We start from the raw sequence: 24,379 nt of genomic DNA, 5'->3' as shown, positions 1-24,379 counted from the left end.
CTTGTACTATACCCTTTTGCTTCATATTTATTAACATTTCGCTACAATTCTATTTCAATTATTGTCATACTGTATTCGTTTGCCATTCTCATCCATTTCGCTTACAATAAACAATAGCAAATAAAGAATCTCGTTATCACTGGGGGAGCCATGCCGCTGAGAGGGAACACTTCGTTCCGACCCTTCGAACCTGTTAGTTAATGCTAACGCAGGGATTGTGCAAACGTCCGAAATACATACCTCATTTTTATTTACGTATTTCGTATCCTCCTATGATATCTATTCTTTTTTGTACAACTTGGATTTAGGGGGAGACAACATGCGTAACACTAATTTACAAGCGATGATCGAATCTGCTATTCTTGCAGCCTTCGCCTTGGTCATCGACATTTTACCACTTTCAATAAAACTATCAGCAACAGGCGGTTCCATTTCATTTGCTATGATTCCTATTTTTATTATCGCATACCGCTGGGGCTTCAAAATGGCTTTCTTAGGAGGCTTAATTTGGGGACTATTACAAATTGTCATAGGTGATGCCATTATCGTCACACCAATTCAAGTACTAATTGAATACTTTGTGGCTTTCGCATTTATCGGATTTGCTGGGTTATTCTATCGTCCAATTCAAAAAGCACTTTTAACTTCCAATGAAAATGGCGAAGAGCAATCAAATTTAGGAAGCCGTAAAGACAAACCTTCATCAAAACAAAATCAAGGAAAGAAAGTAATTGGATACATTATCGTCGCTACTTTTATCGGTAGTCTAGCTCGTTACTTCTGTCACTTTATCGCTGGTATCATTTTCTGGGGACAATATGCCCCAAAAGGCCAATCGGCTTTCCTATATTCTTTAATATTTAACGGCAGTACAATGATTGGTTCCTATATTCTATGTACCGTTTTACTTATATTTTTATTTATCACTTCACCACGTCTATTCAAGAGCATTAGTGCTTATCAAATGAATTCACAAAAAAAAGGCGCTTAACTAGCGCCTTTTTTTTATATCAAAATTCTCAGTGAGTAATATCAATAATAAATACAATAAATGCACAAAGAAAAATAAATACCATCACACCTAGTAAATTGCTATTCACGGCTAATCTACTCCTTACATAACCTCTTTTTCTAACAAAATTATATCCCTTAAAAATAAAGATTAGGTAAAGATAATATGAAAATAACTTAAAAAAAGCGTAGATTATATTGTCTACACTTTTTTCGGTAAATAGAAGTAAAATAACACACCATCTTCTGTATTTTCCACTCCATATTCAGCATCATGCAATTCTAAAATATTTTTAGAAATAGCAAGTCCAAGTCCTGTTCCACCTTGTGAACGATGACGAGCTGCATCCACACGATAAAAACGATCCCAAATTTTATCTAATTGTTCTTCTTCAATGTGAGTGCCTTTATTTTCAATGCACACTTTTATACGATCCTTCTCATCTATTGTAGAAATAATGATATCTTCTTTATTTGGTGTATATCGTATCGCATTCGTAATGAAGTTCACAATGACTTGTTCAATCCGCCCTTGATTTGCAATCACTTCAAATGAACATATATTTTTATGAACACGAAGTTCTTTTTTCTCTATTTCCACAGAAAGGTGTTCACATATATCTTCAATTACTGTATCAATATAAAATGCATCCATTTTCATTTTATATGTGCCTGATTCAAATTTAGCTAACTCCAGCATATCCAAAATTAACGTATCCATTTTATCTACTTCTCGTTCCATCGCTTGAAAATAATAATCTTTTTTATGCTCTGCTACCCCATCTTTTAAAATAGAAATGCAGCTTTTCATAATACTTAAAGGTGTTTTCAATTCATGCGAAACACCAGAAATGAATTCTTTCCGCGTATTTTCTAACTTTCTTTCCTTCTCAATATCTTGTTCAAGCTGTCCAATATGAGAATTTAATTTGTTAGAGAGTATATTAATATTTTTCGATAAATCACCAATTTCATCTTTTGAAGTAATCGGTATTTTTTCTGTAAAATCTAAATGCGCTATTTTCTTCGTTGTATCGTTTATTTTTAGTAACGGTTTTGCAATTTGTTTTGAATAATAAAACGAAGCTAAAAAAATAAGAACGACTACAAATGCAATGATGTATATGTAATAATCTTGCACCATTTGTACCGCTTCATCTACAGGCTGTAAAGAAGCCATCGCATATATATATGTGACGGATCCACCTTTTTCTTTTATTGGCTTCATTAATAATTTATATTTTATATCATTTTTTTCATAGTCCATCGTTTGTGTTGTATATTGTATGTGTTTGTTCTCTTTTAATAATAAATCAGTTTGAAATTCTTTTATGTTATCCAAAAATAAAGTGTTTTTATAAATTGGATTTACGGGGCCTTTTACATCTGGGAACTGTACTTTCGTAACACGTCCTCCTATGTAAATATTTTGTTCTTCGGCAACTTGTTCCTGGACGGCCGGCCTCTTTTCCTTAACAAGTTGCTCCTCAGCCGCTCTCTTTTTCTCCTCATCTAATTTCATTTTCTCCTTAAATGCTTTTTCTAACGGTTTATTAGATCCGCTTAAATTCTGCTTAGCTAAAGAAAAAGAGAACGGAATAAAACTATCTTCTTTTCTCACTCCAGAAAAATAAATTTCTTGTCCTAAAAACTGCTCTGATAATTTATTATCAATCTCCTCTATATTGACGAGATTGCCTAAGGGAATCTTAAATATTTGTTGTCCAAAGCTCTTTTGTTGCCTACGATCTATCGTTACTTCAAAATAAAAATCATCTGCATGTTTTAAATTCCCGTTCTTATCTAATGTCGTAATCCACGTATTATTTTCCCTTAAAAAATCTTGCTCCAGTTTCTGAATTCCTTCTACATTTCCTGTGTAGTTTAAATAGGTCTTCTCAAAAGAATTTAAATTCACTTTAATATCTTCTACTTTTCGATTCGCATAATATTGTTTAAAAAATATCGTTTGTCCAATAAATATCGTCGCTAAAATCAACATGCATAATGCTGTTGTAAGAGTAAATAATTTTAGTACAATCCCATTCCTCATATATTCCCCTCAAATTTATAACCAGTCCGTACTACAGTTGTAATGTACTTCGCTTTCTCTCCTAATTTATTTCTTAAATTACGAATATGACTATTCACCGTTCGATCATCGCCAGCAAATTCATATCCCCAAATTCTTGAAATTAATTGCTCTCTCGTTAGAACGATTCCTTGATTTTTCATGAAATACGCTAATATTTCAAATTCTGTATGTGTTAAATTAATGTCTGCCCTGTCTACCGTAACAGTGCGCGACGGAAAATGAACGTGAATGCCGTGGATTAATAATGTATCATCTTCATTCTCTAAAAGTTTCTTTGTCACTTTCCTGCTTTCTAATAACCTTTTCGCTCTTGCTAATAAAATTGGAGGACTATACGGCTTCGTCACATAGTCATCTGCTCCAAGTTCAAATCCAAGTAGCGTATCATCCTCATCAACACGTGCCGTCAGCATAATAATCGGAACCCCAGACGTCTTACGGATTCTTCGGCAAACAGACCATCCATCTAGTTCTGGCAACATAATATCTAAAATAACTAAATCAACCTCTTCTTCTTCAAATACAACTAAAGCTTCTTTCCCATCTCTTGCTTCAAACACTACATATTGTTCACTTAAAAAGTAATCTTTTAATATTTCACGCAAAATATCTTCATCTTCAACAATTAAAATGTTTTTTGACATAATTTATATATCCCCTCCCGCTTTCGGAAACTACAATTTCATTTTGAATAACTACCAGTTAACTTCGCCTCGATAATATATCTATCTGGTGCATCCCCTATATAATCAAATGGATAGCAAGTTGTCAGTGTTAATATCGGCTCTTCTTTTTTTATAATAACAGTACGATCATCCGCATGAGTAATCCATGTCTTTTGAATCTCATATGTGTACGTTTTATTATCATACTCTAAAATAAGAGTATCCTTTTCTTTCAACTCTCTTAAATCTGTAAATACAGTATCTCGATGTCCACTGAGTACAGTATGTCCCCCTCCAGATGGCGTTGTCGTTAAATCACTAACGAACATTCCAACTCCTTTTTTCAAAGTTGTATCATCCGCTCCCCAATATATAGAAAACTTCTTCCTTATTTTCGGTATATTTAACATCGCTACCTTTTCTCCTTCTTTATGCTCTGTTTGAGAAGAAGGCACTTGGGAAGTGACAGGTGTTTCATGAGAAAGTTGAGTATCTTGTATATTTTTAAGGCTCTTTATTTCTTCTGCAGTTAATTCCTTAGCAGAGCTTTTTCCTTTATACCACTCCAAAGCGTAATATGATCCCGTGAATAGCCCGATAGCCATCAACATGATACCGATATAATTGAGTAACCTCATATTTCATCCCTCCATGCCAAAAATGGTAGGAGTAACCTACCATTTTTAATATATGAAATTATCCCATTCTTTATAGGACAATATTTTATTTACGCTTTAACCTTACTGCGACGATTCAATCCAAATAATGTACCTATCGCTACAAGGGCTGCACTTAATCCCATCATTACTACATTATTTGATGCTGTGTTTGGTAATTTTTCACCTTGTACAACTGGCTTGGCTACTTCTTTTTTGACTGCATCATTTTTTTGCTCAGCTTTTATCGCTGCTTCTTTTTTGGCCATATCATTTTTTAACTGTTCTTGCGCTATTCTCTTTTTCTCTTCTTCACTCTTTTGCTCGGCTTTTATTGCTTCCTCTTTTTTAGCCATAGCATTTTTTTCTTGTACTTGTGCCGCTTGCTTTTTCTCTACTTCATTTTTTTGCTGTTCCTTAATTGCTTCTTCTTTTTTTGCTTTATCTTGTTGCACTTGCGCTGCTTCTTCCTTTGTTACTGTTCCAGTATCCGCACTTGCTACTGAAGAATATCCTACTGTTAATAGTGCCATTGCACAGATTGGTAATAGTCTCTTTTTCATTTTATTCCTCTCCTCTTATACGTTTTACATCACGTCGCATCGGATGTATCACTAGAATAAACAAGAGATATAAATATAAGATGCAGATGAAATATATTTCATTTAAAGATTTCATTGTAGAAAAATAAAAAAACATCGCAATATGTACGATGTTTTTTCGGGTGTGTGTCTCAATATTTACATGTTACTTTCGCGTGATTTAGAAGTAGAACGGTCTGGAGCGATAACTAATTGTCTCGGCTCAGTTTTCTTGAAGTGATTTTTGACGTTACACTTACGACGTTGAACAACCCACGCTTTAATAGGGTTTGTTAAAATAATCTTTCGCTCTTCGTTAGGGGCCTCTTCTTCAAACCTACAACTCTCGCTCCATTTATTCCATTTCATTGTAAATTTAGAAGAAGAATGATCGTCTTCACGATCAAACAAGTGCAAAAAATCCATTTTTCCATCTAGCATTATGGTGTTACTAGTCGCTAAAAAAGAAAAGGTCGTCCAACGTTTCTCCATGCCTCCTACTCCTTTTTCACATATAGAGTGCCTAAAACTTAATTTACCTAAAATATGCTTGCCTTTTACCTTACACCCATAGTTTATCCAAAATACTATTATGCAACTATCGATTTGTCTTACAACTACCTTACAGTTTTGTAAGAAACGAAAAAACCTTCACTATATATACGTGAAGGTTTCTTACTTCTTATCCATATGATCTTTCATATTATCAAGTCCAGCTTCTTTTAGCTGTGACATCATACCATGGGAAATTGCGCCTAATACTAAAGTCATTCCAATTAGTGAAATGCGAATTGCAGGTACATCAATTATGTAAGCCAACAGGCCAAGAACAATTGTTAGTAGTAATGCTTTTATAAATGTTACACTTGTGTACTGTTTCTTCTTCATTATAATCACCCTTTATGGAAGCGTTTTCTTAATATAATTAGTATATCATATCATCAGATGATTTTTCCGTTATTTTGTAAAAAATTACTATCCTCTTTGACTTTTTCTATTCTATCCTTTACAGTCGAAATGTTCGCAAGTTTTACACTGTAGGAGGATTACAATGAATATTGAAATAAAAGACACTTTAATTTCTGAAGAACAATTACAAGCAAAAGTAAAAGAACTAGCACTTCAAATCGAGCGTGACTTTGAAGGAGAAGAAATCGTAGTAATCGCAGTATTAAAAGGTTCATTCGTATTTGCTGCTGATTTAATTCGTCACATTAAAAACGATGTAACAATCGACTTTATCTCTGCATCTAGCTACGGAAATCAAACAGAAACTACTGGAAAAGTGAAACTACTAAAAGATATCGACGTAAACATTACTGGAAAAAACGTAATTGTCGTAGAAGATATCATCGATTCTGGTTTAACGCTTCATTTCCTAAAAGACCACTTCTTTATGCATAAACCAAAGGCACTTAAGTTCTGTACATTACTTGATAAACCAGAACGCCGTAAGGTGGACTTAAAAGCTGAATATGTTGGTTTCCACATTCCAGACGAATTTATCGTTGGCTACGGTATCGACTGTGCTGAGAAATATCGTAACTTACCATTTATCGCTTCAGTTGTAACGGAGTAATATAATAAAATAAGCTTCCATCAATTACTGATGGAAGTTTATTTTCTATCACGATTCGTAAAAGACAAAGGGAGAGAATAAAAATGACAAAGACAAAATTTGAAAAAGTACTCCTCATCGTAAATCCAAAAGCTGGGCAAGGCGACCTACATACAAATTTAGCGAAAATCGTACCACCTCTTGCGACAGCTTTTCCTGACTTACGTATCCTTCATACGAAAAAACAAGGTGATGCAACAAAATATTGTCAAGAGTTTGCTAGTAAAGTAGATTTAATTATCGTCTTTGGCGGTGATGGAACTGTATTTGAATGTACAAACGGCTTAGCCCCTCTTGAAACTAGACCTACACTTGCAATTATTCCAGGCGGAACTTGCAATGATTTCTCTCGCACACTCGGCGTTCCGCAAAACATCGCAGAAGCAGCAAAACTTATCACAAAAGAGCATGTAAAACCAGTTGACGTCGCAAAAGCAAACGGACAACATTTCTTAAACTTCTGGGGCATTGGACTCGTATCTGAAGTATCAAACAATATCGATGCAGAAGAAAAAGCAAAGCTTGGAAAAATCGGCTACTACTTAAGCACAATTCGAACTGTAAAAAATGCTGAAACATTTCCAGTAAAAATTACTTATGACGGACAAGTATATGAAGACGAAGCTGTCCTTGTCATGGTTGGAAATGGTGAATATCTTGGTGGTATTCCATCCTTTATTCCGAACGTAAAATGTGATGACGGAACACTTGATATTTTCGTAGTCAAATCAACAGGTATTCAAGCATTTAAAGATTACATCGGAAAGAAACTATTTGAAGACTCAAATGAAAATGACATCTTCCACGTAAAAGCGAAATCAATTCATATTGAAACGAAAGAAGAAAAAGAAGTAGATACAGATGGAGAAAGTTCGCTTCATACACCTTGTCACATTGAATTGTTGCCAGGGCACTTTACGATGATTTATAATCCTGCGATTGTGTAATAAAAAAAACGAGTGCTAGCACTCGTTTTTCTCTTCTAATCTAGTTATGTCGTTGGATCATTTCTTGTATTTCTTTAACTCTCTCTAAAGTAATTCCATTTCTTTGTTCGATCGCTAAAGGATGCTCGGTTGGCTCTAATTCAACATACGGTGCCGTTCCAACTTCTCTTATATGTACATTTGTTTTTAAATTTAATGTTTCTGGATAAAATGGTATTTCTACAGATAACCAACCAAAATAAGGATCACTATTTTCTCGGCCTCTCTCATCCCACTTCTCTAATACTTCATCGTAACTTTCTTTACTAAGTGATACCCACACAGTCCAAATGAAATTTTCGTGATAATCAATTATAGGAATCTCTAAACATCCTCTAATAAAATAATGTTCATCATCCATTACACAAAGATCTGATGTTAAATGGAACCGTCCCTCTCTTTCATGAGGCGCCACCTCGTAATAATAATATGGCGCTTCACTTCCGTAGCATACAGGAAGTGTAAAACGATTCATCTGTACTTTTTCTCCGGATTTTCTTCTTCTTTTCATTTATTATTCTTTCTCCTATCCTTTTCAGTCACAATCAAATTCTACCCAATTTTCCCAATGCGTATTAGCATTTTTATTCACAATAACACTTGGATCTTTCTTCTCTATTGCAGCGGCTACTGATTGGAAGAATTCATTTTCACTTACTTTTTCTTCTTCAACATGTTTCCATTCTTCCGTTTCATAAGCTGCTTGCCAGTCGCCGTCTAAACCAAACTCTTCTAAAATTTCTTCTTTATCCCACCATAATAATTCTTTAGCTTCATCATTAGTAGCAAGCATACGCATGAAGTATGTTGGATACTGCTCTGCCGTTTGTACTTCTATTCCATTATTCGCATAATCTTCTTCTATAAATAACACTATACACGCCAATGCTAATTAACAATGGAACTGCAATTTCATATGGAATAACTGTCGCTAATCTTTTTAGTGCAAATAAAGTGTGTAATATGCCAACTACTAAAGGAATAAAGAAGATAAATCTCATTTGTTTGGCGATTGCCTTTTTCATTTCTTTTTTCGTGACACGGAGTTTTCGAAGAACGATGTAACGCTCACGATCTGTATGTGCTTCTGTCCTCTTTAAGTAACAGCATTGAGTATAGATATATTTTCTTAAAAAGAAATTCTATACTTATAAAAAATCCTGCAGCTGTTACACTGCAGGATTTCAAATACTCACTCTATTTTTTATTCATTGTTTAATAAATTGATTACAACAGATTAACCTAAATACGCTTGTTGTAATGCCTCTAAACCATCTTTATAAATTCCATGGAATAGATTAATTGCCTCTTCATCAGTAACCTCTACAGGAGTGAAGCTACCAGACCATTCAACTAATGATGTGTTAGCATCTTTACCTTCTTTAACACGGATTGTAGATAAATAATTAGTTACAGGGAATGGTGCTTGCATAATTGAATATGTGTAGTAACGTTCTTTCTCATTAAATGCTTCTAAACGTTCTACGATCGCATCGCCATCAGGATTAGCTAAATGACGTACACGTCCGCCTTCAGTTACTTTACTGCTAGGAATATACGGTAACCAATCTGGAAGTGCATCGAAACCTCCAATTAATTGCCATACTTGTTCAGGTGAAGCTGGAATTTCAATAGATGTAATAGTGTTTGCCATGTTCATTACTCTCCTTTTTATTTAACGTTGATTGGTAGTGGTGCATTAGCTGCAACTAGTTTTTGTTCACGCATTTCTTCCCAGAACGCTGCTGGAATTACTGTTTTTAATGCAGCTTGATCTTCTGCAATTCGTTCAGGTTTACTTGCACCTGGAATAACAGCAGCAACCGCTGGGTTAGCCAGTGCAAACTGTAAAGCAGCAGCTTTAATACTGATTCCATGACGATCTGCAAGGTTTTTCATTTTATTAACTTTTGCAATGATTTCTGGTGACGCTTTTTGGTATTCGAAGTGAGCTCCTCCAGCAAGAACACCTGAGCTATATGGTCCACCAACAACAATGTCCATATTGTTTTTTACAGCTGCAGGCATTACACGTTGTAACGCACGCTCGTGGTCTAATAATGAATAGCGACCAGCTAGTAAAGAAACATTTGGTTTTGCTTCTTCTAAGTCCAGCATAAGTTCAATTGATTCTACTTTATTTACTCCAAGGCCCCAGCCTTTAATTACACCTTCATCACGCAATTGAGTAAGTGCACGGAATGCTCCTGTTCGAGCAATTTCAAATTGTGAAATCCAATCATCACCATAAAAATCTTGTGCTACGTCATGAATATAAACAAAATCCAGACGGTCTGTTTTTAAACGTTTTAAACTATCCTCAATAGAACGAAGAGTTGCATCCGCACTGTAGTCATTGATGATTTTATTTTTACGACCAAATTCGAACAATCCGCCTTTTTCACCTAAATCACGTGTAGATGGATCTTCCAATTCATCTGAAATAATTCGACCTACTTTTGTACTTAAGAAGTAATCATCACGATTTCTTTTTGATAGTGCTTCACCAAGACGAATCTCTGCTAAACCAGATCCATAAAGTGGAGCTGTATCAAAGTAACGAACACCATTATCCCAAGCAGCATCCACTGTAGCGATTGCTTCTTCCTCTGGGATATTACGGTACATATTACCTAGTGGTGCCGTACCAAAACCAAGTGTACCCTTTAATAAATCTTTCATTTAAAATCTCCTCCTAAAATTTATATAAAAATGATTAATGGATGTAAATAATGTGAAAAGGGATGACTGATCAAATTCACTATAAAGGATTCGGACAGCCAAAAAGCATGCACTTCAAAGCACAACAGTTATTAAAAATAACATAGATGCGTTTTAGCTCCTCACTACTCATTTCCCTCTCACGTATGTAATTATGTCTCATCTACAACACAATAAAAAGTACGCACTTTAAAGTGTTATAGATACTAATAAGTAACAATTTTATGTTTCAACGTCTGTAGCGCCAAAATAATTTCATTTAAAATGAGTTTATTAAAAAAAATACGCTATTCCTACGGAGGTAACTGTAGAAGTTATCGGTGAGAAATGAAAAATTGTTCTTATTCTTCATTAAAAAAAGCAAAAACGAACCAAAATCTGTTCGTCTTTGCCTTTTTATCTTCTCTAAAATATTAAATTACATTTCGAACAAAAAGGATCCGAATTCCCTTTTCTAATTTTCGCATCACATTTTGGGCAATATACATATCGCTCTTCTATATTTTGTCTTTCTAGCATATGTAAGGATACTATTCTCATACTGCACATAATCCCAATTAATATAAGGCTAACAATGAGTAGCATACCTCTCGCCCTCCCCCTTTATCATTTCACCATAAACTAACAAACCCGATTCTCTCATCTAGAACCGGGTTTATACTTACAATCCTAATTTTTTCTTCGCACCATCAGGAATTTTATCTACTTCTATTTGTACTTTATCGTGTAAAAACTTCCCTCTCGTAATAACATGCCAATACGAACCTTTCGGTAACTCTTCAACCTCACGAATCATAACTTCTTTTGCCACGCCTTTCTCATCATAAGCTTTCACTGTATACTCATGGTCTTTATTTCCGCCTAATTCTTTTCCATCATTATCAATAATTGCGTAATGGTTCTCTAAATCAATAAATGGATTCATTCTATCAATTACAGCATTCCCCTTTAATAAATATGCCACCCCTGCGACTATAACCAGTAATGATCCAAAAATAAATCTTTTCATCTATATTCCGCCTTTCATTATGTTTTTCAATAAGACCTGTCTAAGTATAGAAAACATTTCTTAATAAAAACTCGTACGGTTTCTTAACTTTTTCTTAATGTAACAGGGCTGTGCATCAACACTTCGATAAATGAAGCCAGATTAATAATAAAAGGAGGCTGCCGCCTCCTTTATTTACTCATCACTGTATTTCTTTTTTGTCTATATAAATAAAAAACACTCACAATCACTGCGATGCTTCCGCCAAAATACACGCCATACTCTATCGCAACTGCTACAATACTTTCAATATGTTGTCCAAATAAAGAACCGAGTACAAAGTAAACGAGTGTCCAAAGAAATCCTGTCGTATAGGAATACAAAGCATACATCCTAAATGGCATGTTATTCATTCCAACTAAATACGGTACGATATGTCTTACAACTGGTATGAAATAACTTGTTACTAACGCATAATGACCATACTTCTCTACCATTTGTTGAGATTTCAAAAGATATGTCGCCTTTTTCTTTTTCATTAGCTTATCAAGTACTTTTGTACCAAATATTTTTCCTAATATATAGCCTAAAGAAAGTCCGGACACAACGCCTAAATACGTTAATAAAAACGCAGGAATAACATGTAATATACCTAATGAAGATACAAATCCTCCGCTCATCACAATCATTTCATCTGGAATTGGCATACCGATAATCCCTAACCATAAGCAGAAAAATAATGCCCAATAACCGTATTGTTCAATGTATGATAATAATTCATGTAATTCCATTATGTATATGCTCTCCTTAGCTCTTTTTTACAACTAAAGATGTAAGCTGGCGGGAAATTCAGCCATACCTTTTCCAGTGTAATTTTAGGGAAGAAATGCTGTATAAATCCTTTTTTCACAAGTGAATATTGAAATGTAATGAATTCACCATTCTCATGTATCACTTCCATCGCATTGTTTAAAATGCGCTTTGAAACTTCTTCTGGTAAAGAAGTGAAAGGTAATCCTGATAAAATATAATCAATGCATTCTATATTGAACTCTTCCATATACTTCTTTATATTTTCAGCTGAACCGTGTACAACAATGACGTTCTGCTCTTCTTTATATTTTCTCTTTAGCTCTTTGTAAAACACTTCATTAATTTCAATAAGAAGAAATATTGTCTCCTTCTTTTTTCTATTCATAATCTCTTTCGTAAAAACCCCTGTACCAGGCCCTAACTCTACGATGCATTTCGCTTTATTAAAATCAATTACATCTACCATTTTCTTTGCTAATATTTTTGAACTTGGTGCAATTGCACCAGTATGTTTCGGATGTTTAATAAATTCATGTAAGAATGTTATGAGTTGCATGTAAACCTCTCCCCATTCGTTCAATAGTTTTTAACTTGTATCTAAGTATAACTATCATTTCTTAATAAAAATTGAGGAGATTTCTTAAGATTTTATGAAGAATAAAAAAACAGCTATCGCCTATAGCGATAGCTGCCCTTTATTACTTCGCACTCACGATCTTATAATAAGAACGAACTGTTAAGAAGTAATATCCAATATAAATCGCGCCGTATACTCCAATACTAATTAGAAGCGGGATCATAATTTCAAATGGTAATATATTTGATAAACCTTTTAGTGCAAATAAGCTGTGTAAAATACCGATTACTAACGGAATAGCGAAGATAAAGCTTACTTGTTTTGCGATAGCTTTCTTCATTTCTTGCTTCGTTACACCGACTTTATGAAGGACAATGTAACGATCACGGTCAGCACTTGCTTCTGTTAATTGTTTAAAGTAAATGATTGAGCCTGTCGCTAATAAGAAGACTAATCCTAAGAATAACCCAATAAACATCATTAAGCCTGTCGCTTCAAGTTGCATCTGGAATCCTGTATAGAAATCGTTAAATGGTTTTAAAATTTCTGATTCACCAGCTGGCATAATGCTTGCTAATTTTGCTGTTAACTCTTTACTATTTCGCTCACCTTTTACATCAATATTTTTTACAGTGCGCGTTTCGTTTACTTGTTTCACTTGCTCATATGTTTTATCCGGAACGATTACAAATAGTTCATTCAAATTTGTAAGGCTTCTATTATTTACACCTTTAATTTTTAATTCTTTCGACTCATTTCCAACAGGGAATACAGCTGTATTTCCTGTATAAAGAGGACCGAAATCAAGCTTCTCAATATATAAGCTATCATATACGAAAGCTTCATTCGCACTTAAATTTACAGGTTCTACATCTAAATGTTTCACAAGTGTATTAAAGGTTGATTGAGAAATAAGCTGGTACTGATTTGTAACGTTATAGTGTGTATTCAGAACTTGATCTGCTCTTTCACCTTTAAATGTTCCTTTCACAGGAATCATTTCAACTTCTGCTTCATATGTGACTGGATGATTATTTTTCTCTCCAGCAAGTATTTCATTTACTTTTTTATCTAATGCTTCATCTTTTTTCTCATAAGAATAACTATACGGCGCAGCCACTTTTGATTGTGTAAATGTATTGTAATACATCGTAACTGATGTACCAACAGCTGTTAATGTCACTGCACTTAAAATAGCAATTGTCGCAAGTGATTTCGCATTTCCTTTAATACGGTATAGTAACTGAGATGTCGTTACCATATTCATACCGTTATAAAACGCTGACTTATTATTTCTTGCACGTTTCAATACAAATACTGTGAAGAACATGAACAGTAAATAAGTCCCTGCTACTGTCGCTAATAAAATGTATAATGCAACGACCATAAAGTCTGCATACATAACTGCTTTCATATACATTAATGCTAAGAAATAACCTGAACCGATTAAGAAAACTGAAATTAATGCCATAATGACAGATCCTTTTGGCATTGCTTCTCCTTCACGTTCTGCGCGGAAAAGTTCAATTAACTTAAAGCGATAAATTAAACGATACCCTTGAAGTGATGTATATAAAATAATCACAAAGAAAATAATTGCAGTATCAATAATGGCAGCCATCGGTACTTCAAAATGAACATTTAAGTTTAATCCCATCATATTTACTAATAACTCAAGGAATAATTTTGAAAGGACACTACCAACCGCTATCCCAATTACTAATGACATTAATCCCATTAACATATTTTCATAAAAGAGCATTTTACCGATTTGTCTTTTTCGAATACCTAGTAAAGAATATAACCCAACTTCTTTTTTACGTTTCCGTGTAAAGAATCCGTTTGAATATATAATGAACACTGCTACGAAAATGATAAGCATGACACTTGAAACTTGGAATGCTCCGCTAATTTTTTTAGAAGCTTCCGCTGCTTTTTCCATTTGCGAATTGTACTGCAGTGCTTTAAATGTAAAATAAATAACGATACTAAAAATCATAGATGCAAAATATACAAAGTAGTCTTTAAAGTTCCGCTGTATGTTGCGGAGGGCAATGCTAGATAAGGTCATCAGCCATACCTCCTGAAATAGAAGACATTACGTCAACGACTTTTTGGAAGAACTGTTTACGCGTTGATTCACCGCGGTGTAATTCTTTATATAGTTCACCATCTTTAATGAAAATAACTCGTTTACAGTAACTTGCCGCGAATGCATCGTGCGTTACCATTAAAATTGTAGAGTTATCATATTCATTTAATGACTTCATACTTTCTAATAAATCTGTTGCTGATTTAGAATCAAGCGCTCCAGTTGGCTCGTCCCCGAAAATCATACTTGGATTTGTAACAATTGCACGTGATGCCGCGCAGCGCTGCTTCTGTCCACCAGATACTTGATACGGGAACTGACTTAAAATATGATCAATGCCGAACTTTTTCGCAATTTCAAGCACACGTCGATCAATTTCATTTGCTTTTACTTTCGATAACGCAAGAGGTAACGCAATGTTCTCTTTCACCGTTAACGTATCTAATAAGTTATAATCTTGGAAAATGAACCCTAAATGATCGCGGCGGAATAACGCTAACTTATCATCGTTCATCTTCACAATGTCTTTTCCATCAATTAAAATTTCACCGTTCGTCGCATTATCAATTGTAGAAAGAACGTTTAGTAGAGTCGTCTTACCAGAACCTGAAGGTCCCATAATTCCAACGAACTCACCTTCTTTTACTTGCAAGTTAATACCTTTTAAAGCTGAAAATTTATTACCACCCGTGTCATACACTTTTTCAATATTTTTTGCTTCTAACACTATTTTCATCTCGACATCCCTCATTTCGTCTATTCTCTATTTTCACTATATACATTCTCTACTCTTGCCACTATCGATGTTTCTTACACAAACATGACAGTTATGTAAGGCTTATAAGTAAAGACATAAAAATTTAACCTACTGAATAAAAGTACTTTGTTACTATAACATTGGGATATCATACCATCCATTCATTCTCCTTACAGGAACATTACAATTTTGTAAGGTAAAAAATACACCTATAAAGTTGTGCACGAAATGTCGGATGGAGCTATTTCGTTCCTGCTATTCTATTTAACAAGGAGGTCATGGTATGGATTCACTTAAAAACATGAATGCGGCAATGCAGTATATTGAAGATAACCTTACGAATGAAATTGATTTTAAAGAAGTTGCGAGGCTAGCTTTCAGCTCAGAATACCATTTCAAAAGAATGTTTTCTTTCCTAGCTGGCATATCACTATCAGAATATATTCGCTGTAGACGTCTTACTCTCGCTGCCTTTGAACTAAAAAACAGCACTATAAAAGTCATTGATGTCGCTATAAAATACAGATACAACTCACCAGATTCATTCTCTCGTGCATTTCAAAATTTGCATGGCATAACACCTTCAGAGGCCAGAAATAGTAGTCATTCTTTGAAAGCATATTCACCAATGACCTTCCAACTATCCATTCAAGGGGGAAATGAAATGAACTATCGAATCGAAGAAAAAGACTCATTTCAAATTATAGGTATTACAAAACGAGTACCAATCGTTTTTAACGGTGTAAATGAAGAAATTGCTTCTATGTGGAAAAGTTTAACCCCACAGTCCATTCAAACGTTAAAGTCACTTTCAAATGTGGAACCAAATGGAATCATTAGTGCTTCCACTAATTTTTCTGAAGGAAGAATGGAGGAAAAAGGCGAACTCGATCACTATATTGGAGTAGCTACAACGAAAGATTGCCCAAAACAGTTTGCGCAACTTGAAGTCGAAGCTTCAACGTGGGCTATATTCGAAGCTGTCGGTCCATTTCCTGATGCACTACAAAATGTATGGGGGCGTATTTATTCTGAATGGTTCCCTTCTTCGAACTATGAACTAGCGGAAGGACCGGAAATATTGTGGAATGAACAGAAAGATATATCTTCTCCAAACTTTAAAAGTGAAATTTGGATACCTGTTTTGAAGAAGTGATAAAAAAACAAAGCAGCTTTTCCACGAAAGGAAAAGCTGCTTTGTTTTACATCTTCAGTTCTTTTTTATAAATACTATATGACTTTATTGTTGAGACGAGAATACATATTAATATGATTCCAATCCCCATAAAAATATTAAATGGATCTGGGAGTAACGCCCCGGCATATATACAAAGTGCGCCTATTACAAATACTTTCGAAGCAAATCTGTGTGTTTTTCTCCAAACTACAGGATTTTCTAATGTCCAGTCCATTCGAATGCCTACTAACCCGTTCGGCTTCGTCTGTTGCATGTAATTACCTAGTACAAGAAACAATGTTCCAAGTCCGAAATTAAATGCAATGGAGCCCGATGCAATATAATTAGACGCTGCTAATAACGCAAATAAGTTACAACCGAATCCTATCAAAAGAATTGCATAATGGATTGCAGAAAGGACTTTACCATGCTGTTTATACTTATCTTTCGTTACGTCAATATACCCCATAGCTAGCCATATCAAATACAGTAACACCATACTCCCTATTGAAACTGAACTTGCTTCTACTTTAGAGAAATATCCATCTACTACTCCTGCCGCATTATAATGACGTGGAATTTGTTCCGGTAAATATGGCCATACAATATACCACCCAATTGCAACCCCAATAATTAAACTCCATGGCAATACGTGTCTTTTCATCCTCTCTCCCCCATATTTTTTTATTAAGCCCCTATTTCTTTTTTATAAGCAATATATGAATATCCCATCGTTAATCCTACTGCACCGACAATAATGCCAATGATTAGGAAAGTTTTCCACGCTACTGGAGCAAAAATACTTAAAATCATAATAACTCCTAATACAACAAACACCTTTCCGCTAAAACGGTGCGTTTTTCTCCATACTTCTTCGTTACTTAACGTCCACGGTGTTTTTATACCTACAAAGTAATTTGGTTTGCATTGTGGTAAATAATTGCCGATGACTATAAATAAAAGACCAACAAGAATATGCGGTGTACTATTCATTGGAATGTCATAACCTAATCCAGCCCCAATTCCAATGATACTTACTAAAAATAATAAGATTAATACGCTATAATTCATTACATTATATCCTTTAGAAAACTTCTCATAATTCCCATGTTTCGGATCTATCTTAGGCAATACAGTCAATAATGCATATATAAAAACCATAATTGATACATCAAAAATCATCATTCCCATTTTTGACATATGTCCATCTACCTCACCAGCAACATTCCAATGGCTCGGAACTTCGCCTGGTAAATGCGGCCACGCGACGCACCATGCAAGAATCGTTAAAGCAATTAATAGTAACGGAAATATATGCTTCCTCATTTCCCCTCTTCCCCCTTATTTGTAAATGTAAACACCCAAGTTAATAAATCTTGAAAGACAGTTGTGTTTAAAGAGTACACAACGAATTGCCCTTTCTTTTCATCTTGAATAAGTTCAGCATTTTTAAGTGCATTTAAGTGGTGTGAAATACTTGGTTTTGTCATATTGAAATGTTCAGCGATTTCACCAGCGGTTAGATCGCCTTCTTTTAATAAGTCTAAAATTTTTCGCCTTGTTGGGTCTGCTAATGCTTTAAATGCTTGATTCAATGTCTTTCTTCCTTTCACTAATTAGACATTTAGATATTTATCTAAATGTTAAAATGATTTCAGTTAATTGTCAATTATCTATACGCCCCTTTTTACATTTCTCACTATTGACCTATACTGTTTACTAGCTTATCTTTCAACATAATGAAAAGACTTGAAACACATGATACACTATATCTACAATTGTTTTTTAGGAGGAGTATACATATGTATAAAATTTTAATCGTTGAAGACGATCCAAATATTTCATCATTACTACAATCTCACATTCAAAAATACGGCTATGAAGCTGTTGTTGCAGAGAACTTCGATGATATTATGGAATCGTTTAACGCAGTGAAACCACATCTTGTTTTACTTGATGTAAACTTACCGAAATTCGATGGATTCTACTGGTGCCGTCAAATTCGTCATGAATCTACTTGCCCAATTATTTTCATTTCAGCTCGTGCTGGTGAGATGGAACAAATTATGGCGATTGAAAGCGGTGCGGATGATTATATTACGAAACCGTTCCACTACGATGTTGTAATGGCGAAAATTAAAGGCCAATTACGCCGTATTTATGGTGATTATGCACCAAATATTTCTGAACGTATCGTTGAAGTAGAAGGTTTAAAACTATTCCCTGAACGCCCAGAAATTCATTTTGGAGCTGAGCAAGTTCTTTTAACGAAGAAAGAGGCGATTTTAGCAGAAATGTTATTATCTAAATTCCCTCGTACAGCGAGCCGTGAAGATTTATTAGCTGCCCTTTGGGATGATGAAAGCTTCGTTGAAGAAAATACATTAAACGTAAACATTACGCGTCTTCGTAAAAAGTTCAATGAGCTTGGTATTGAAAATGCTATTGAAACAGTACGTGGACTTGGGTATCGTTTTAACGCAACTTGGAGTGAATAAGCATGAAGCTATTTTTACGTGATCATTTTGCATTTTTTCTACTATATGTATTAAACTTCGGTATCATTTTTGTTCTTTACGATGCAGTAGATGGATTTCAAAATAACAAATTTTATTTCGTCGTTTTAAGTTTGTATTTATTCATTTGTTTCCTCGCTTACCGTTACGTTCGCAATCGTAGAATGTACCATAGGTTAAGTGAGCAACCAGAGAAAATGGAAGATGCGTTTATTGAAAGAGCGACCGCTCCGATGCCTCACGGTGTAAATGAACTCGTGCGTACGCAATACCGTCTCTTCCAAAAAGAACTACAATCGTATGAAGTAAAACAACAAGAACATCAATTATTCATTAACCATTGGGTGCATCAAATGAAGACACCTGTGTCTGTTATGCAACTTATGGTGCTCGAAATGGAAGATGAACATTTGATTCCGAAATTCAAAAAAGAATTAGAACGATTAAATCAAGGACTCGATATGGCTTTATACATGGCAAGATTAAATAACTTCCATGAAGATTTCCATGTTGAGACGATTTCATTAAAAGATGCGGTAACAAAAAATATTAACGGATTAAAAGAACTATTCATTCGAAACGGGGTCTTCCCTGTTTTAGAAGTTCATTCTGATTTAAAAGTTGCTTCTGATGCGAAATGGCTAAAGTTCATCATTTATCAGTTAATGACAAATGCAGTTCGTTACTCTGGTGAGCGCGGAAAGAAAGTTTTCTTATCCGCTTACCGAAACGGAAAAGATATTATTTTAGAAGTTCGTGATGAAGGTGTTGGTATTCCGCAAGAAGATATTCGAAGAGTATTTGAGCCGTTTTACACCGGGAAAAACGGTCGTACATTCGGAGAATCTACTGGTATGGGACTTTATATTGTAAGTAAAATTTGTGATTATTTAGGTCACTCTGTCAAACTAGATTCTGAAGTTGGTAAAGGAACGACGATTAAAATCATCTTCCACAATGCTGCAAATAATCAATCGGAACATACAGAGAAGGTGACCGAAGCATGATCGTAACATATGCTAGCAAAATGTATGAGAACTCACTCTCATACATTTTTTGCAATAAAACTACTTCTATATCTTCTATTTGGAGGTATAGTCTATGACATTTTGGCAATTTGCATTTAAAAATGTCACACGTAATTCCAGAGCTTACTTCGCTTATTTCGTAAGCAGTTCGTTTTCGATTGCTGTGTTCTTTTCGTTTGCCGTTTATTTGTTTCATCCGAAATTACAAAACTTCAGCATGATTTCTGAAATTTCAGGGCTAATGATATTTTCAGAAGTTGTAATTGTATTTTTCTCTTTCTTCTTTTTACTATATTCCATCGGTACTTTCTTAAAAGTTCGGAAAAAGCAATTCGGTATTTTAACCATTTTAGGAATATCTAAAAAACAATTACACCGTCTCGTCTTCATGGAAAATATGTTAATTGGGGTTTTATCTATCTTTTTCGGCATGCAGTTTGGAGTTGTTTTTTCTCAATTTTTCTTATTAGTAACAGCCAAACTTACGCATGTTCCAGGAATATATTTATATGGGCCTACTAACGCGTTTATTTTAACAACCATTGTTTTCCTTAGTCTTTTTATCATTGTATCTGCATTCACACCAATGCTTATTCGTACAAAAAAAGCGGTACACCTTTTAAAAACAAATGGTGGAAAACAAAAAGAAAGAAAACCATCCATACTTGTTTCATTATTTGGTGCGATTTGTTTATTTGGTGGTTATGCGTTAGCTGGAAATCCTAAATATTTCGTATCAGTAAGCCCACAAATAGGTGTTATATATATGGTTTCAAGTATTTTCGTTATCCCAACGCTTGTTACACTCGGAACATATTTCTTCTTTTCACAAATTAGTTTCTTACTTATTTATATTTTAAAGAAAAGAAGGAAGTTTTATATGAAACGGATTAATATGCTTTGGATTTCGGATTTAGCGAGCCGTATTCGAACGAATATTAATATGCTTTTTATTGTAGCGATGCTATCTACAATTGCTTTCACAATGATTACGTTCCTATATGGATTCGGGAAATTTATTAAGCTAGAGGTGAATAGAACTTCTCCTTTTCCAATTTCTTATTTTTCTTATGATGCGAACCCTTTTGTTACAGAGCATTTAAATTGGCTTGAGCAACAATTGCAAAAGGAGCATTTCCCATATGAGAAAATAAAAGCTGATATATATGAAACACCACTAAAAGAAGATAAGAATGTAGTTATTTATAATGAAGTATATGCAATTAAGCAAAGTGACTATAACAAACTTGCGGATTCTTTACGAATGAAACAGCTATTCATGAATGATAACGAAGCATATGTTTTGACGGGAACATCTTATATCACCATATTCAATGAATTTGAGCAAAGCTACAAAAGAGATTACATTACACTCTCTAGTACAAATACGAAATTACGAGTAAAAGGCTATGAGCATATAAACGCAATCCCATCTGACTTTTCATATCAAACGATAGTGTTGCCTGATATTATCGTAAATAACTTACCTAACACCGTAAAACATATATCTGCATACAATTACAAAATCCAAAATTGGGAACAAACGTATAAAATTGCTGATGATTTTATAGAAAAAGTACAAAAAGATCGAAACACATCCCAGTATGAAGGACCTCTTATTCGACCTTTTGAATCAGCAGGATCGTTATACACAATAACATCTGGTAGTGCCGCATTCTTCCTAATCGGGACGTTTTTAGGAGTTATTTTCTTCATTGGTGCTGGTAGCGTTCTTTACTTTAGAATGTATACAGACTTAACGAACGAACACGAGAAATATATAACAATTTCTAAAATCGGTGTAACAGATACAGAGATGAAACGATCTGCAACCATTCAACTTAGTATTTTATTTTTCGTTCCGTACATTATGGCATCCATTCATACAATGTTCGCAACGAAAATGCTACAAGATGTAATTGGTCTATCTTTGTTCAAAGAAGTTTCAGCCGTTCTTATTATTTTTGGATTCGTTGAAATCAGCTTTTTCTTCTTCATTCGTTCGCTTTATATGCAAAAATTATCACAATATACGAATGGTTAACATATTAAAAAAGTTATTACATGAGAAGGCGGGATCTCATCCCTCTTTTTCATGCTCATTATAATAGGAGGTTTAGGTGAATGACATTTTGGCAGTTTGCCTTTAAAAACGTGACGCGGAACGCCAGAGCTTATTTCGCCTATTTTGTAAGCAGTGCGTTCTCCATTGCAATCTTTTTCTCATTTGCAGTTTATTTATTCCATCCGAAATTGCATATGACAGATGTGAATTATGCTCTGAACATATTGATGACAATTTCAGAAGTTGTCATTGTGTTCTTTTCATTTTTCTTTTTACTGTATTCAATCGGGACGTTTTTAAAAGTACGAAAAAAACAGTTCGGGATTTTAACCGTACTTGGCATATCTCAAAAACAATTAAAACGACTCATATTTATAGAAAATATGTTAATTGGTGTTCTTTCTATATTTTTTGGCATTCAACTTGGAATTGTCTTTTCACAGTTCTTTTTATTAGTTACCGCCAAAATTACACACGTACCTGGTTTATATTTATATGGGCCTACAAGTGCTATCGTTTTAACTATCATCATCTTTCTTGGACTCTTCATTCTCGTATCATCTTTTACACCGATGCTCATTCGTACGAGAAAAGCTGTACGTCTTTTAAAAGAAGGAACAAAACAAAAAGAAAGAAAAGCATCCGTGCTCATCTCTCTATTTGGTGCGACATGTTTAATAACTGGATATGTATTAGAAGCAAATCCATTATATTTTATGTCGTTAGGCGATATCATCGGAGCTCTATATGCCGTATTTAGTATATTCGTCATTCCGTCGCTCATTGCAGCTGGAACATATTTTTTCTTTTCACAAATTAGCTTTTTACTCATCCGTATATTAAAAACGCGCCGGAAGTTTTATATGAAACGGATTAATATGCTTTGGATTTCGGATTTAGCATCACGCATTCGAACGAATATTAACATGCTCTTTATAGTGGCGATGCTATCAACGCTCGCTTTTACAATGATTACATTTTTATATGGTTTTGGGAAGTTTACAAAGTTTAATGAAATAAGAAAAAACCCGTTCCCTTTTACTTATTTATCACATACTGAAAATACGTTAGCTGATGAACATTTAAACTGGTTAGTACAGCAATTTAATAAAGAACAATTTACTTATGAAAAATTTAAAACGGATATATACGAAGTATCTTTAGCTGAAGATAACACGCAGCTCTATCATGCAATGAAACAAAGCGACTATAATGTACTCGCTCATGCATTAAACTTTGATCCACTTACCGTAAAGAATAATGAATCTTACATCCTTATGAAAGAAATAGATGATCATTTCATTGGAACATTTTATGATAAAGAAAAAAAAGATAGTCTTACACTTACTCAAAACTCTTTACATTTGAAAGTGAAGGACTATAAAAGTACTAGCCCGTTCCCAAACTCGTTAGTACCGAAGTTACTTATTGTATCTGATGAAAATATAGAAGCTTTATCAACGATTTCCAAACAAATGAGTGTATATAGCTTCAAAGTTCCAAATTGGGAAAAGGCATATACTATCGGTTCAGCATTTATGACAAAAATCCAAACTGACAATGCAGCTATTCAAGCAGAACATGAACCTTTCCATGCAAGTGAAGCGAGCGATTCTCTATACAAAACGAAACTAAATGTCGCTTCATTTTTCTTAATCGGAACTTTCCTTGGTGTTATTTTCTTTATCGGTGCTGGTAGTGTTCTTTACTTCCGTATGTATACTGACTTAACAAATGAACAAGAAAAATATGTAACGATTATAAAAATTGGTTTAACAGAAGACGAAATGAAGCGATCTGCTACAATTCAACTTGCGATTCTTTTCTTTGTTCCATACATTATGGCATCGATCCATACTATGTTTGCGACAAAGATGCTACAAGAAATATTAAATCTCTCGTTCTTTGCTGAAGTTACAGTCGTACTTACGATTTTTGGAACGGTTGAAATTCTCTTTTTCCTTTTAATTCGTTCCTTTTATATGCAAAAGTTATCACAACATATTAAGTTTTAAAAATAGAAAGGTGATTAT

Annotated in this window: 26 protein-coding genes, 2 pseudogenes and 1 riboswitch; of the genes and pseudogenes, 8 read left to right on the top strand and 20 right to left on the bottom strand. The window is 34.3% G+C overall.

Annotation, left to right across the window (positions count from 1 at the left end; genetic code table 11):
* Window positions 1-131 precede the first annotated feature (131 nt).
* Window positions 132-233: riboswitch (TPP riboswitch) on the top strand.
* Between the two features lie 86 nt (window positions 234-319).
* Window positions 320-991, top strand: coding sequence for an energy-coupled thiamine transporter ThiT (locus COK05_RS12565; RefSeq protein WP_098612840.1), 672 nt, complete (start codon window positions 320-322; stop codon window positions 989-991).
* Window positions 992-1,213: 222 nt separating this feature from the next.
* Here COK05_RS12565 and COK05_RS12560 read toward each other — a convergent pair whose 3' ends face one another.
* From COK05_RS12560 to COK05_RS12535, 6 genes are all read right to left on the bottom strand, one after another.
* Window positions 1,214-3,064, bottom strand: coding sequence for a sensor histidine kinase (locus COK05_RS12560; protein WP_098612839.1), 1,851 nt, complete (start codon window positions 3,062-3,064; stop codon window positions 1,214-1,216).
* The gene (locus tag COK05_RS12555) at window positions 3,061-3,750 is read right to left on the bottom strand and encodes a response regulator transcription factor (RefSeq protein WP_098612838.1); all 690 of its coding nucleotides are present in this window, start codon (window positions 3,748-3,750) and stop codon (window positions 3,061-3,063) included. Before COK05_RS12555 ends, COK05_RS12560 begins: the two co-directional genes overlap by 4 nt.
* 38 nt (window positions 3,751-3,788) lie before the next feature.
* Window positions 3,789-4,409, bottom strand: coding sequence for a class D sortase (locus tag COK05_RS12550; protein ID WP_098612837.1), 621 nt, complete (start codon window positions 4,407-4,409; stop codon window positions 3,789-3,791).
* A gap of 89 nt (window positions 4,410-4,498) precedes the next feature.
* Window positions 4,499-4,990, bottom strand: coding sequence for an LPXTG cell wall anchor domain-containing protein (locus tag COK05_RS12545; RefSeq protein ID WP_098612836.1), 492 nt, complete (start codon window positions 4,988-4,990; stop codon window positions 4,499-4,501).
* A 177-nt stretch (window positions 4,991-5,167) separates the two neighbouring features.
* Window positions 5,168-5,500 carry a hypothetical protein gene (locus tag COK05_RS12540; RefSeq protein WP_098612835.1) on the bottom strand — a complete coding sequence of 111 codons (333 nt, stop codon included), beginning with the start codon at window positions 5,498-5,500 and terminating at the stop codon, window positions 5,168-5,170.
* Window positions 5,501-5,683: 183 nt separating this feature from the next.
* Window positions 5,684-5,899 (bottom strand): hypothetical protein, encoded by a 216-nt coding sequence (locus tag COK05_RS12535; protein ID WP_141539068.1) that lies wholly within the window; start codon window positions 5,897-5,899, stop codon window positions 5,684-5,686.
* Between the two features lie 160 nt (window positions 5,900-6,059).
* On the opposite strand from COK05_RS12535, the gene hpt reads away from it, so the two are divergent.
* A complete protein-coding gene (gene hpt, locus COK05_RS12530; protein ID WP_098612833.1) occupies window positions 6,060-6,587 on the top strand; it encodes a hypoxanthine phosphoribosyltransferase in 528 nt (175 codons plus the stop codon).
* A gap of 83 nt (window positions 6,588-6,670) precedes the next feature.
* A complete protein-coding gene (locus COK05_RS12525; RefSeq protein ID WP_098612832.1) occupies window positions 6,671-7,573 on the top strand; it encodes a diacylglycerol/lipid kinase family protein in 903 nt (300 codons plus the stop codon).
* Between the two features lie 40 nt (window positions 7,574-7,613).
* Here the strand turns inward: COK05_RS12525 and COK05_RS12520 are convergent, their stop codons facing one another.
* The 11 genes and pseudogenes from COK05_RS12520 to COK05_RS12470 all read right to left on the bottom strand — a co-directional run bounded on the left by COK05_RS12520 (window position 7,614) and on the right by COK05_RS12470 (window position 15,539).
* Window positions 7,614-8,123: a DUF2199 domain-containing protein gene (locus COK05_RS12520; RefSeq protein ID WP_098612831.1), complete on the bottom strand. Its 510-nt coding sequence runs from the start codon at window positions 8,121-8,123 to the stop codon at window positions 7,614-7,616.
* 24 nt (window positions 8,124-8,147) lie between these two features.
* Window positions 8,148-8,480, bottom strand: a pseudogene (locus COK05_RS12515) (DUF7003 family protein); the annotation flags it as partial.
* Window positions 8,455-8,715: pseudogene (locus tag COK05_RS12510) on the bottom strand (FtsX-like permease family protein); the annotation flags it as partial. The pseudogenes COK05_RS12515 and COK05_RS12510, both read right to left, overlap by 26 nt.
* Before the next feature lie 134 nt (window positions 8,716-8,849).
* A complete protein-coding gene (locus COK05_RS12505; protein WP_098612830.1) occupies window positions 8,850-9,266 on the bottom strand; it encodes an SRPBCC family protein in 417 nt (138 codons plus the stop codon).
* 17 nt (window positions 9,267-9,283) lie between these two features.
* On the bottom strand, window positions 9,284-10,294 hold the full coding sequence (locus COK05_RS12500) for an aldo/keto reductase (protein ID WP_098612829.1): 1,011 nt from the start codon (window positions 10,292-10,294) through the stop codon (window positions 9,284-9,286).
* A 444-nt stretch (window positions 10,295-10,738) separates the two neighbouring features.
* A complete protein-coding gene (locus tag COK05_RS12495) occupies window positions 10,739-10,918 on the bottom strand; it encodes a hypothetical protein (protein WP_098612828.1) in 180 nt (59 codons plus the stop codon).
* A 76-nt stretch (window positions 10,919-10,994) separates the two neighbouring features.
* A complete protein-coding gene (locus COK05_RS12490) occupies window positions 10,995-11,342 on the bottom strand; it encodes a YxeA family protein (protein WP_098612827.1) in 348 nt (115 codons plus the stop codon).
* Window positions 11,343-11,512: 170 nt separating this feature from the next.
* Window positions 11,513-12,112, bottom strand: coding sequence for a DedA family protein (locus COK05_RS12485; protein ID WP_098612826.1), 600 nt, complete (start codon window positions 12,110-12,112; stop codon window positions 11,513-11,515).
* Window positions 12,112-12,690 (bottom strand): class I SAM-dependent methyltransferase, encoded by a 579-nt coding sequence (locus COK05_RS12480; protein WP_098612825.1) that lies wholly within the window; start codon window positions 12,688-12,690, stop codon window positions 12,112-12,114. Before COK05_RS12480 ends, COK05_RS12485 begins: the two co-directional genes overlap by 1 nt.
* Window positions 12,691-12,832: 142 nt before the next feature.
* Complete coding sequence (locus tag COK05_RS12475; protein WP_098612824.1) at window positions 12,833-14,782, bottom strand: ABC transporter permease; 1,950 nt, start codon at window positions 14,780-14,782, stop codon at window positions 12,833-12,835.
* The gene (locus COK05_RS12470) at window positions 14,769-15,539 is read right to left on the bottom strand and encodes an ABC transporter ATP-binding protein (protein WP_098612823.1); all 771 of its coding nucleotides are present in this window, start codon (window positions 15,537-15,539) and stop codon (window positions 14,769-14,771) included. Before COK05_RS12470 ends, COK05_RS12475 begins: the two co-directional genes overlap by 14 nt.
* 304 nt (window positions 15,540-15,843) lie before the next feature.
* Between COK05_RS12470 and COK05_RS12465 the strand changes: the two genes are divergently transcribed.
* Window positions 15,844-16,716 (top strand): AraC family transcriptional regulator, encoded by an 873-nt coding sequence (locus tag COK05_RS12465; RefSeq protein WP_098612822.1) that lies wholly within the window; start codon window positions 15,844-15,846, stop codon window positions 16,714-16,716.
* Window positions 16,717-16,762: 46 nt separating this feature from the next.
* Here the strand turns inward: COK05_RS12465 and COK05_RS12460 are convergent, their stop codons facing one another.
* Genes COK05_RS12460 through COK05_RS12450 form a run of 3 tightly spaced genes read right to left on the bottom strand, consistent with a single transcriptional unit; the run spans window position 16,763 to window position 18,332 of the window.
* Window positions 16,763-17,401: an SdpI family protein gene (locus tag COK05_RS12460; RefSeq protein ID WP_098612821.1), complete on the bottom strand. Its 639-nt coding sequence runs from the start codon at window positions 17,399-17,401 to the stop codon at window positions 16,763-16,765.
* A gap of 23 nt (window positions 17,402-17,424) precedes the next feature.
* Entirely contained in the window at window positions 17,425-18,063 is a 639-nt protein-coding gene (locus COK05_RS12455; protein WP_098612820.1) for an SdpI family protein, read from the bottom strand.
* Window positions 18,060-18,332: an autorepressor SdpR family transcription factor gene (locus COK05_RS12450; RefSeq protein WP_001070526.1), complete on the bottom strand. Its 273-nt coding sequence runs from the start codon at window positions 18,330-18,332 to the stop codon at window positions 18,060-18,062. The genes COK05_RS12455 and COK05_RS12450 overlap by 4 nt, the downstream gene beginning before the upstream one ends.
* Before the next feature lie 207 nt (window positions 18,333-18,539).
* On the opposite strand from COK05_RS12450, the gene COK05_RS12445 reads away from it, so the two are divergent.
* The 4 genes from COK05_RS12445 to COK05_RS12430 all read left to right on the top strand — a co-directional run bounded on the left by COK05_RS12445 (window position 18,540) and on the right by COK05_RS12430 (window position 24,361).
* Window positions 18,540-19,235 carry a response regulator transcription factor gene (locus COK05_RS12445; protein ID WP_000276736.1) on the top strand — a complete coding sequence of 232 codons (696 nt, stop codon included), beginning with the start codon at window positions 18,540-18,542 and terminating at the stop codon, window positions 19,233-19,235.
* 2 nt (window positions 19,236-19,237) lie between these two features.
* On the top strand, window positions 19,238-20,260 hold the full coding sequence (locus COK05_RS12440) for a sensor histidine kinase (RefSeq protein ID WP_098612819.1): 1,023 nt from the start codon (window positions 19,238-19,240) through the stop codon (window positions 20,258-20,260).
* A 94-nt stretch (window positions 20,261-20,354) separates the two neighbouring features.
* Complete coding sequence (locus COK05_RS12435) at window positions 20,355-22,325, top strand: ABC transporter permease (RefSeq protein WP_098612818.1); 1,971 nt, start codon at window positions 20,355-20,357, stop codon at window positions 22,323-22,325.
* 80 nt (window positions 22,326-22,405) lie between these two features.
* Complete coding sequence (locus tag COK05_RS12430; protein WP_098612817.1) at window positions 22,406-24,361, top strand: ABC transporter permease; 1,956 nt, start codon at window positions 22,406-22,408, stop codon at window positions 24,359-24,361.
* Window positions 24,362-24,379 lie beyond the last annotated feature (18 nt).

The sequence above is a fragment of the Bacillus cereus genome, from assembly GCF_002567495.1.
Taxonomy (GTDB): Bacteria; Bacillota; Bacilli; order Bacillales; family Bacillaceae_G; genus Bacillus_A; species Bacillus_A cereus_AQ.
The sequence above is the reverse complement of the archived record's forward strand: the minus strand, read 5'-3'. Positions and strand labels throughout refer to the sequence as shown.

Bases quoted from the DNA above. Each gene is read 5' to 3' on its own strand.
- hpt (WP_098612833.1), top strand. From the start codon at position 6,060: ATGAATATTGAAATAAAAGACACTTTAATTTCTGAAGAACAATTACAA.
- COK05_RS12540 (WP_098612835.1), bottom strand. From the start codon at position 5,500: ATGGAGAAACGTTGGACGACCTTTTCTTTTTTAGCGACTAGTAACACC.
- COK05_RS12435 (WP_098612818.1), top strand. From the start codon at position 20,355: ATGACATTTTGGCAATTTGCATTTAAAAATGTCACACGTAATTCCAGA.
- COK05_RS12500 (WP_098612829.1), bottom strand. From the start codon at position 10,294: ATGAAAGATTTATTAAAGGGTACACTTGGTTTTGGTACGGCACCACTA.
- COK05_RS12465 (WP_098612822.1), top strand. From the start codon at position 15,844: ATGGATTCACTTAAAAACATGAATGCGGCAATGCAGTATATTGAAGAT.
- COK05_RS12475 (WP_098612824.1), bottom strand. From the start codon at position 14,782: ATGACCTTATCTAGCATTGCCCTCCGCAACATACAGCGGAACTTTAAA.
- COK05_RS12555 (WP_098612838.1), bottom strand. From the start codon at position 3,750: ATGTCAAAAAACATTTTAATTGTTGAAGATGAAGATATTTTGCGTGAA.
- COK05_RS12545 (WP_098612836.1), bottom strand. From the start codon at position 4,990: ATGAAAAAGAGACTATTACCAATCTGTGCAATGGCACTATTAACAGTA.
- COK05_RS12470 (WP_098612823.1), bottom strand. From the start codon at position 15,539: ATGAAAATAGTGTTAGAAGCAAAAAATATTGAAAAAGTGTATGACACG.
- COK05_RS12445 (WP_000276736.1), top strand. From the start codon at position 18,540: ATGTATAAAATTTTAATCGTTGAAGACGATCCAAATATTTCATCATTA.
- COK05_RS12480 (WP_098612825.1), bottom strand. From the start codon at position 12,690: ATGCAACTCATAACATTCTTACATGAATTTATTAAACATCCGAAACAT.
- COK05_RS12430 (WP_098612817.1), top strand. From the start codon at position 22,406: ATGACATTTTGGCAGTTTGCCTTTAAAAACGTGACGCGGAACGCCAGA.
- COK05_RS12560 (WP_098612839.1), bottom strand. From the start codon at position 3,064: ATGAGGAATGGGATTGTACTAAAATTATTTACTCTTACAACAGCATTA.
- COK05_RS12505 (WP_098612830.1), bottom strand. From the start codon at position 9,266: ATGGCAAACACTATTACATCTATTGAAATTCCAGCTTCACCTGAACAA.
- COK05_RS12485 (WP_098612826.1), bottom strand. From the start codon at position 12,112: ATGGAATTACATGAATTATTATCATACATTGAACAATACGGTTATTGG.
- COK05_RS12490 (WP_098612827.1), bottom strand. From the start codon at position 11,342: ATGAAAAGATTTATTTTTGGATCATTACTGGTTATAGTCGCAGGGGTG.
- COK05_RS12440 (WP_098612819.1), top strand. From the start codon at position 19,238: ATGAAGCTATTTTTACGTGATCATTTTGCATTTTTTCTACTATATGTA.
- COK05_RS12495 (WP_098612828.1), bottom strand. From the start codon at position 10,918: ATGCTACTCATTGTTAGCCTTATATTAATTGGGATTATGTGCAGTATG.
- COK05_RS12525 (WP_098612832.1), top strand. From the start codon at position 6,671: ATGACAAAGACAAAATTTGAAAAAGTACTCCTCATCGTAAATCCAAAA.
- COK05_RS12520 (WP_098612831.1), bottom strand. From the start codon at position 8,123: ATGAAAAGAAGAAGAAAATCCGGAGAAAAAGTACAGATGAATCGTTTT.
- COK05_RS12460 (WP_098612821.1), bottom strand. From the start codon at position 17,401: ATGAAAAGACACGTATTGCCATGGAGTTTAATTATTGGGGTTGCAATT.
- COK05_RS12455 (WP_098612820.1), bottom strand. From the start codon at position 18,063: ATGAGGAAGCATATATTTCCGTTACTATTAATTGCTTTAACGATTCTT.
- COK05_RS12550 (WP_098612837.1), bottom strand. From the start codon at position 4,409: ATGAGGTTACTCAATTATATCGGTATCATGTTGATGGCTATCGGGCTA.
- COK05_RS12565 (WP_098612840.1), top strand. From the start codon at position 320: ATGCGTAACACTAATTTACAAGCGATGATCGAATCTGCTATTCTTGCA.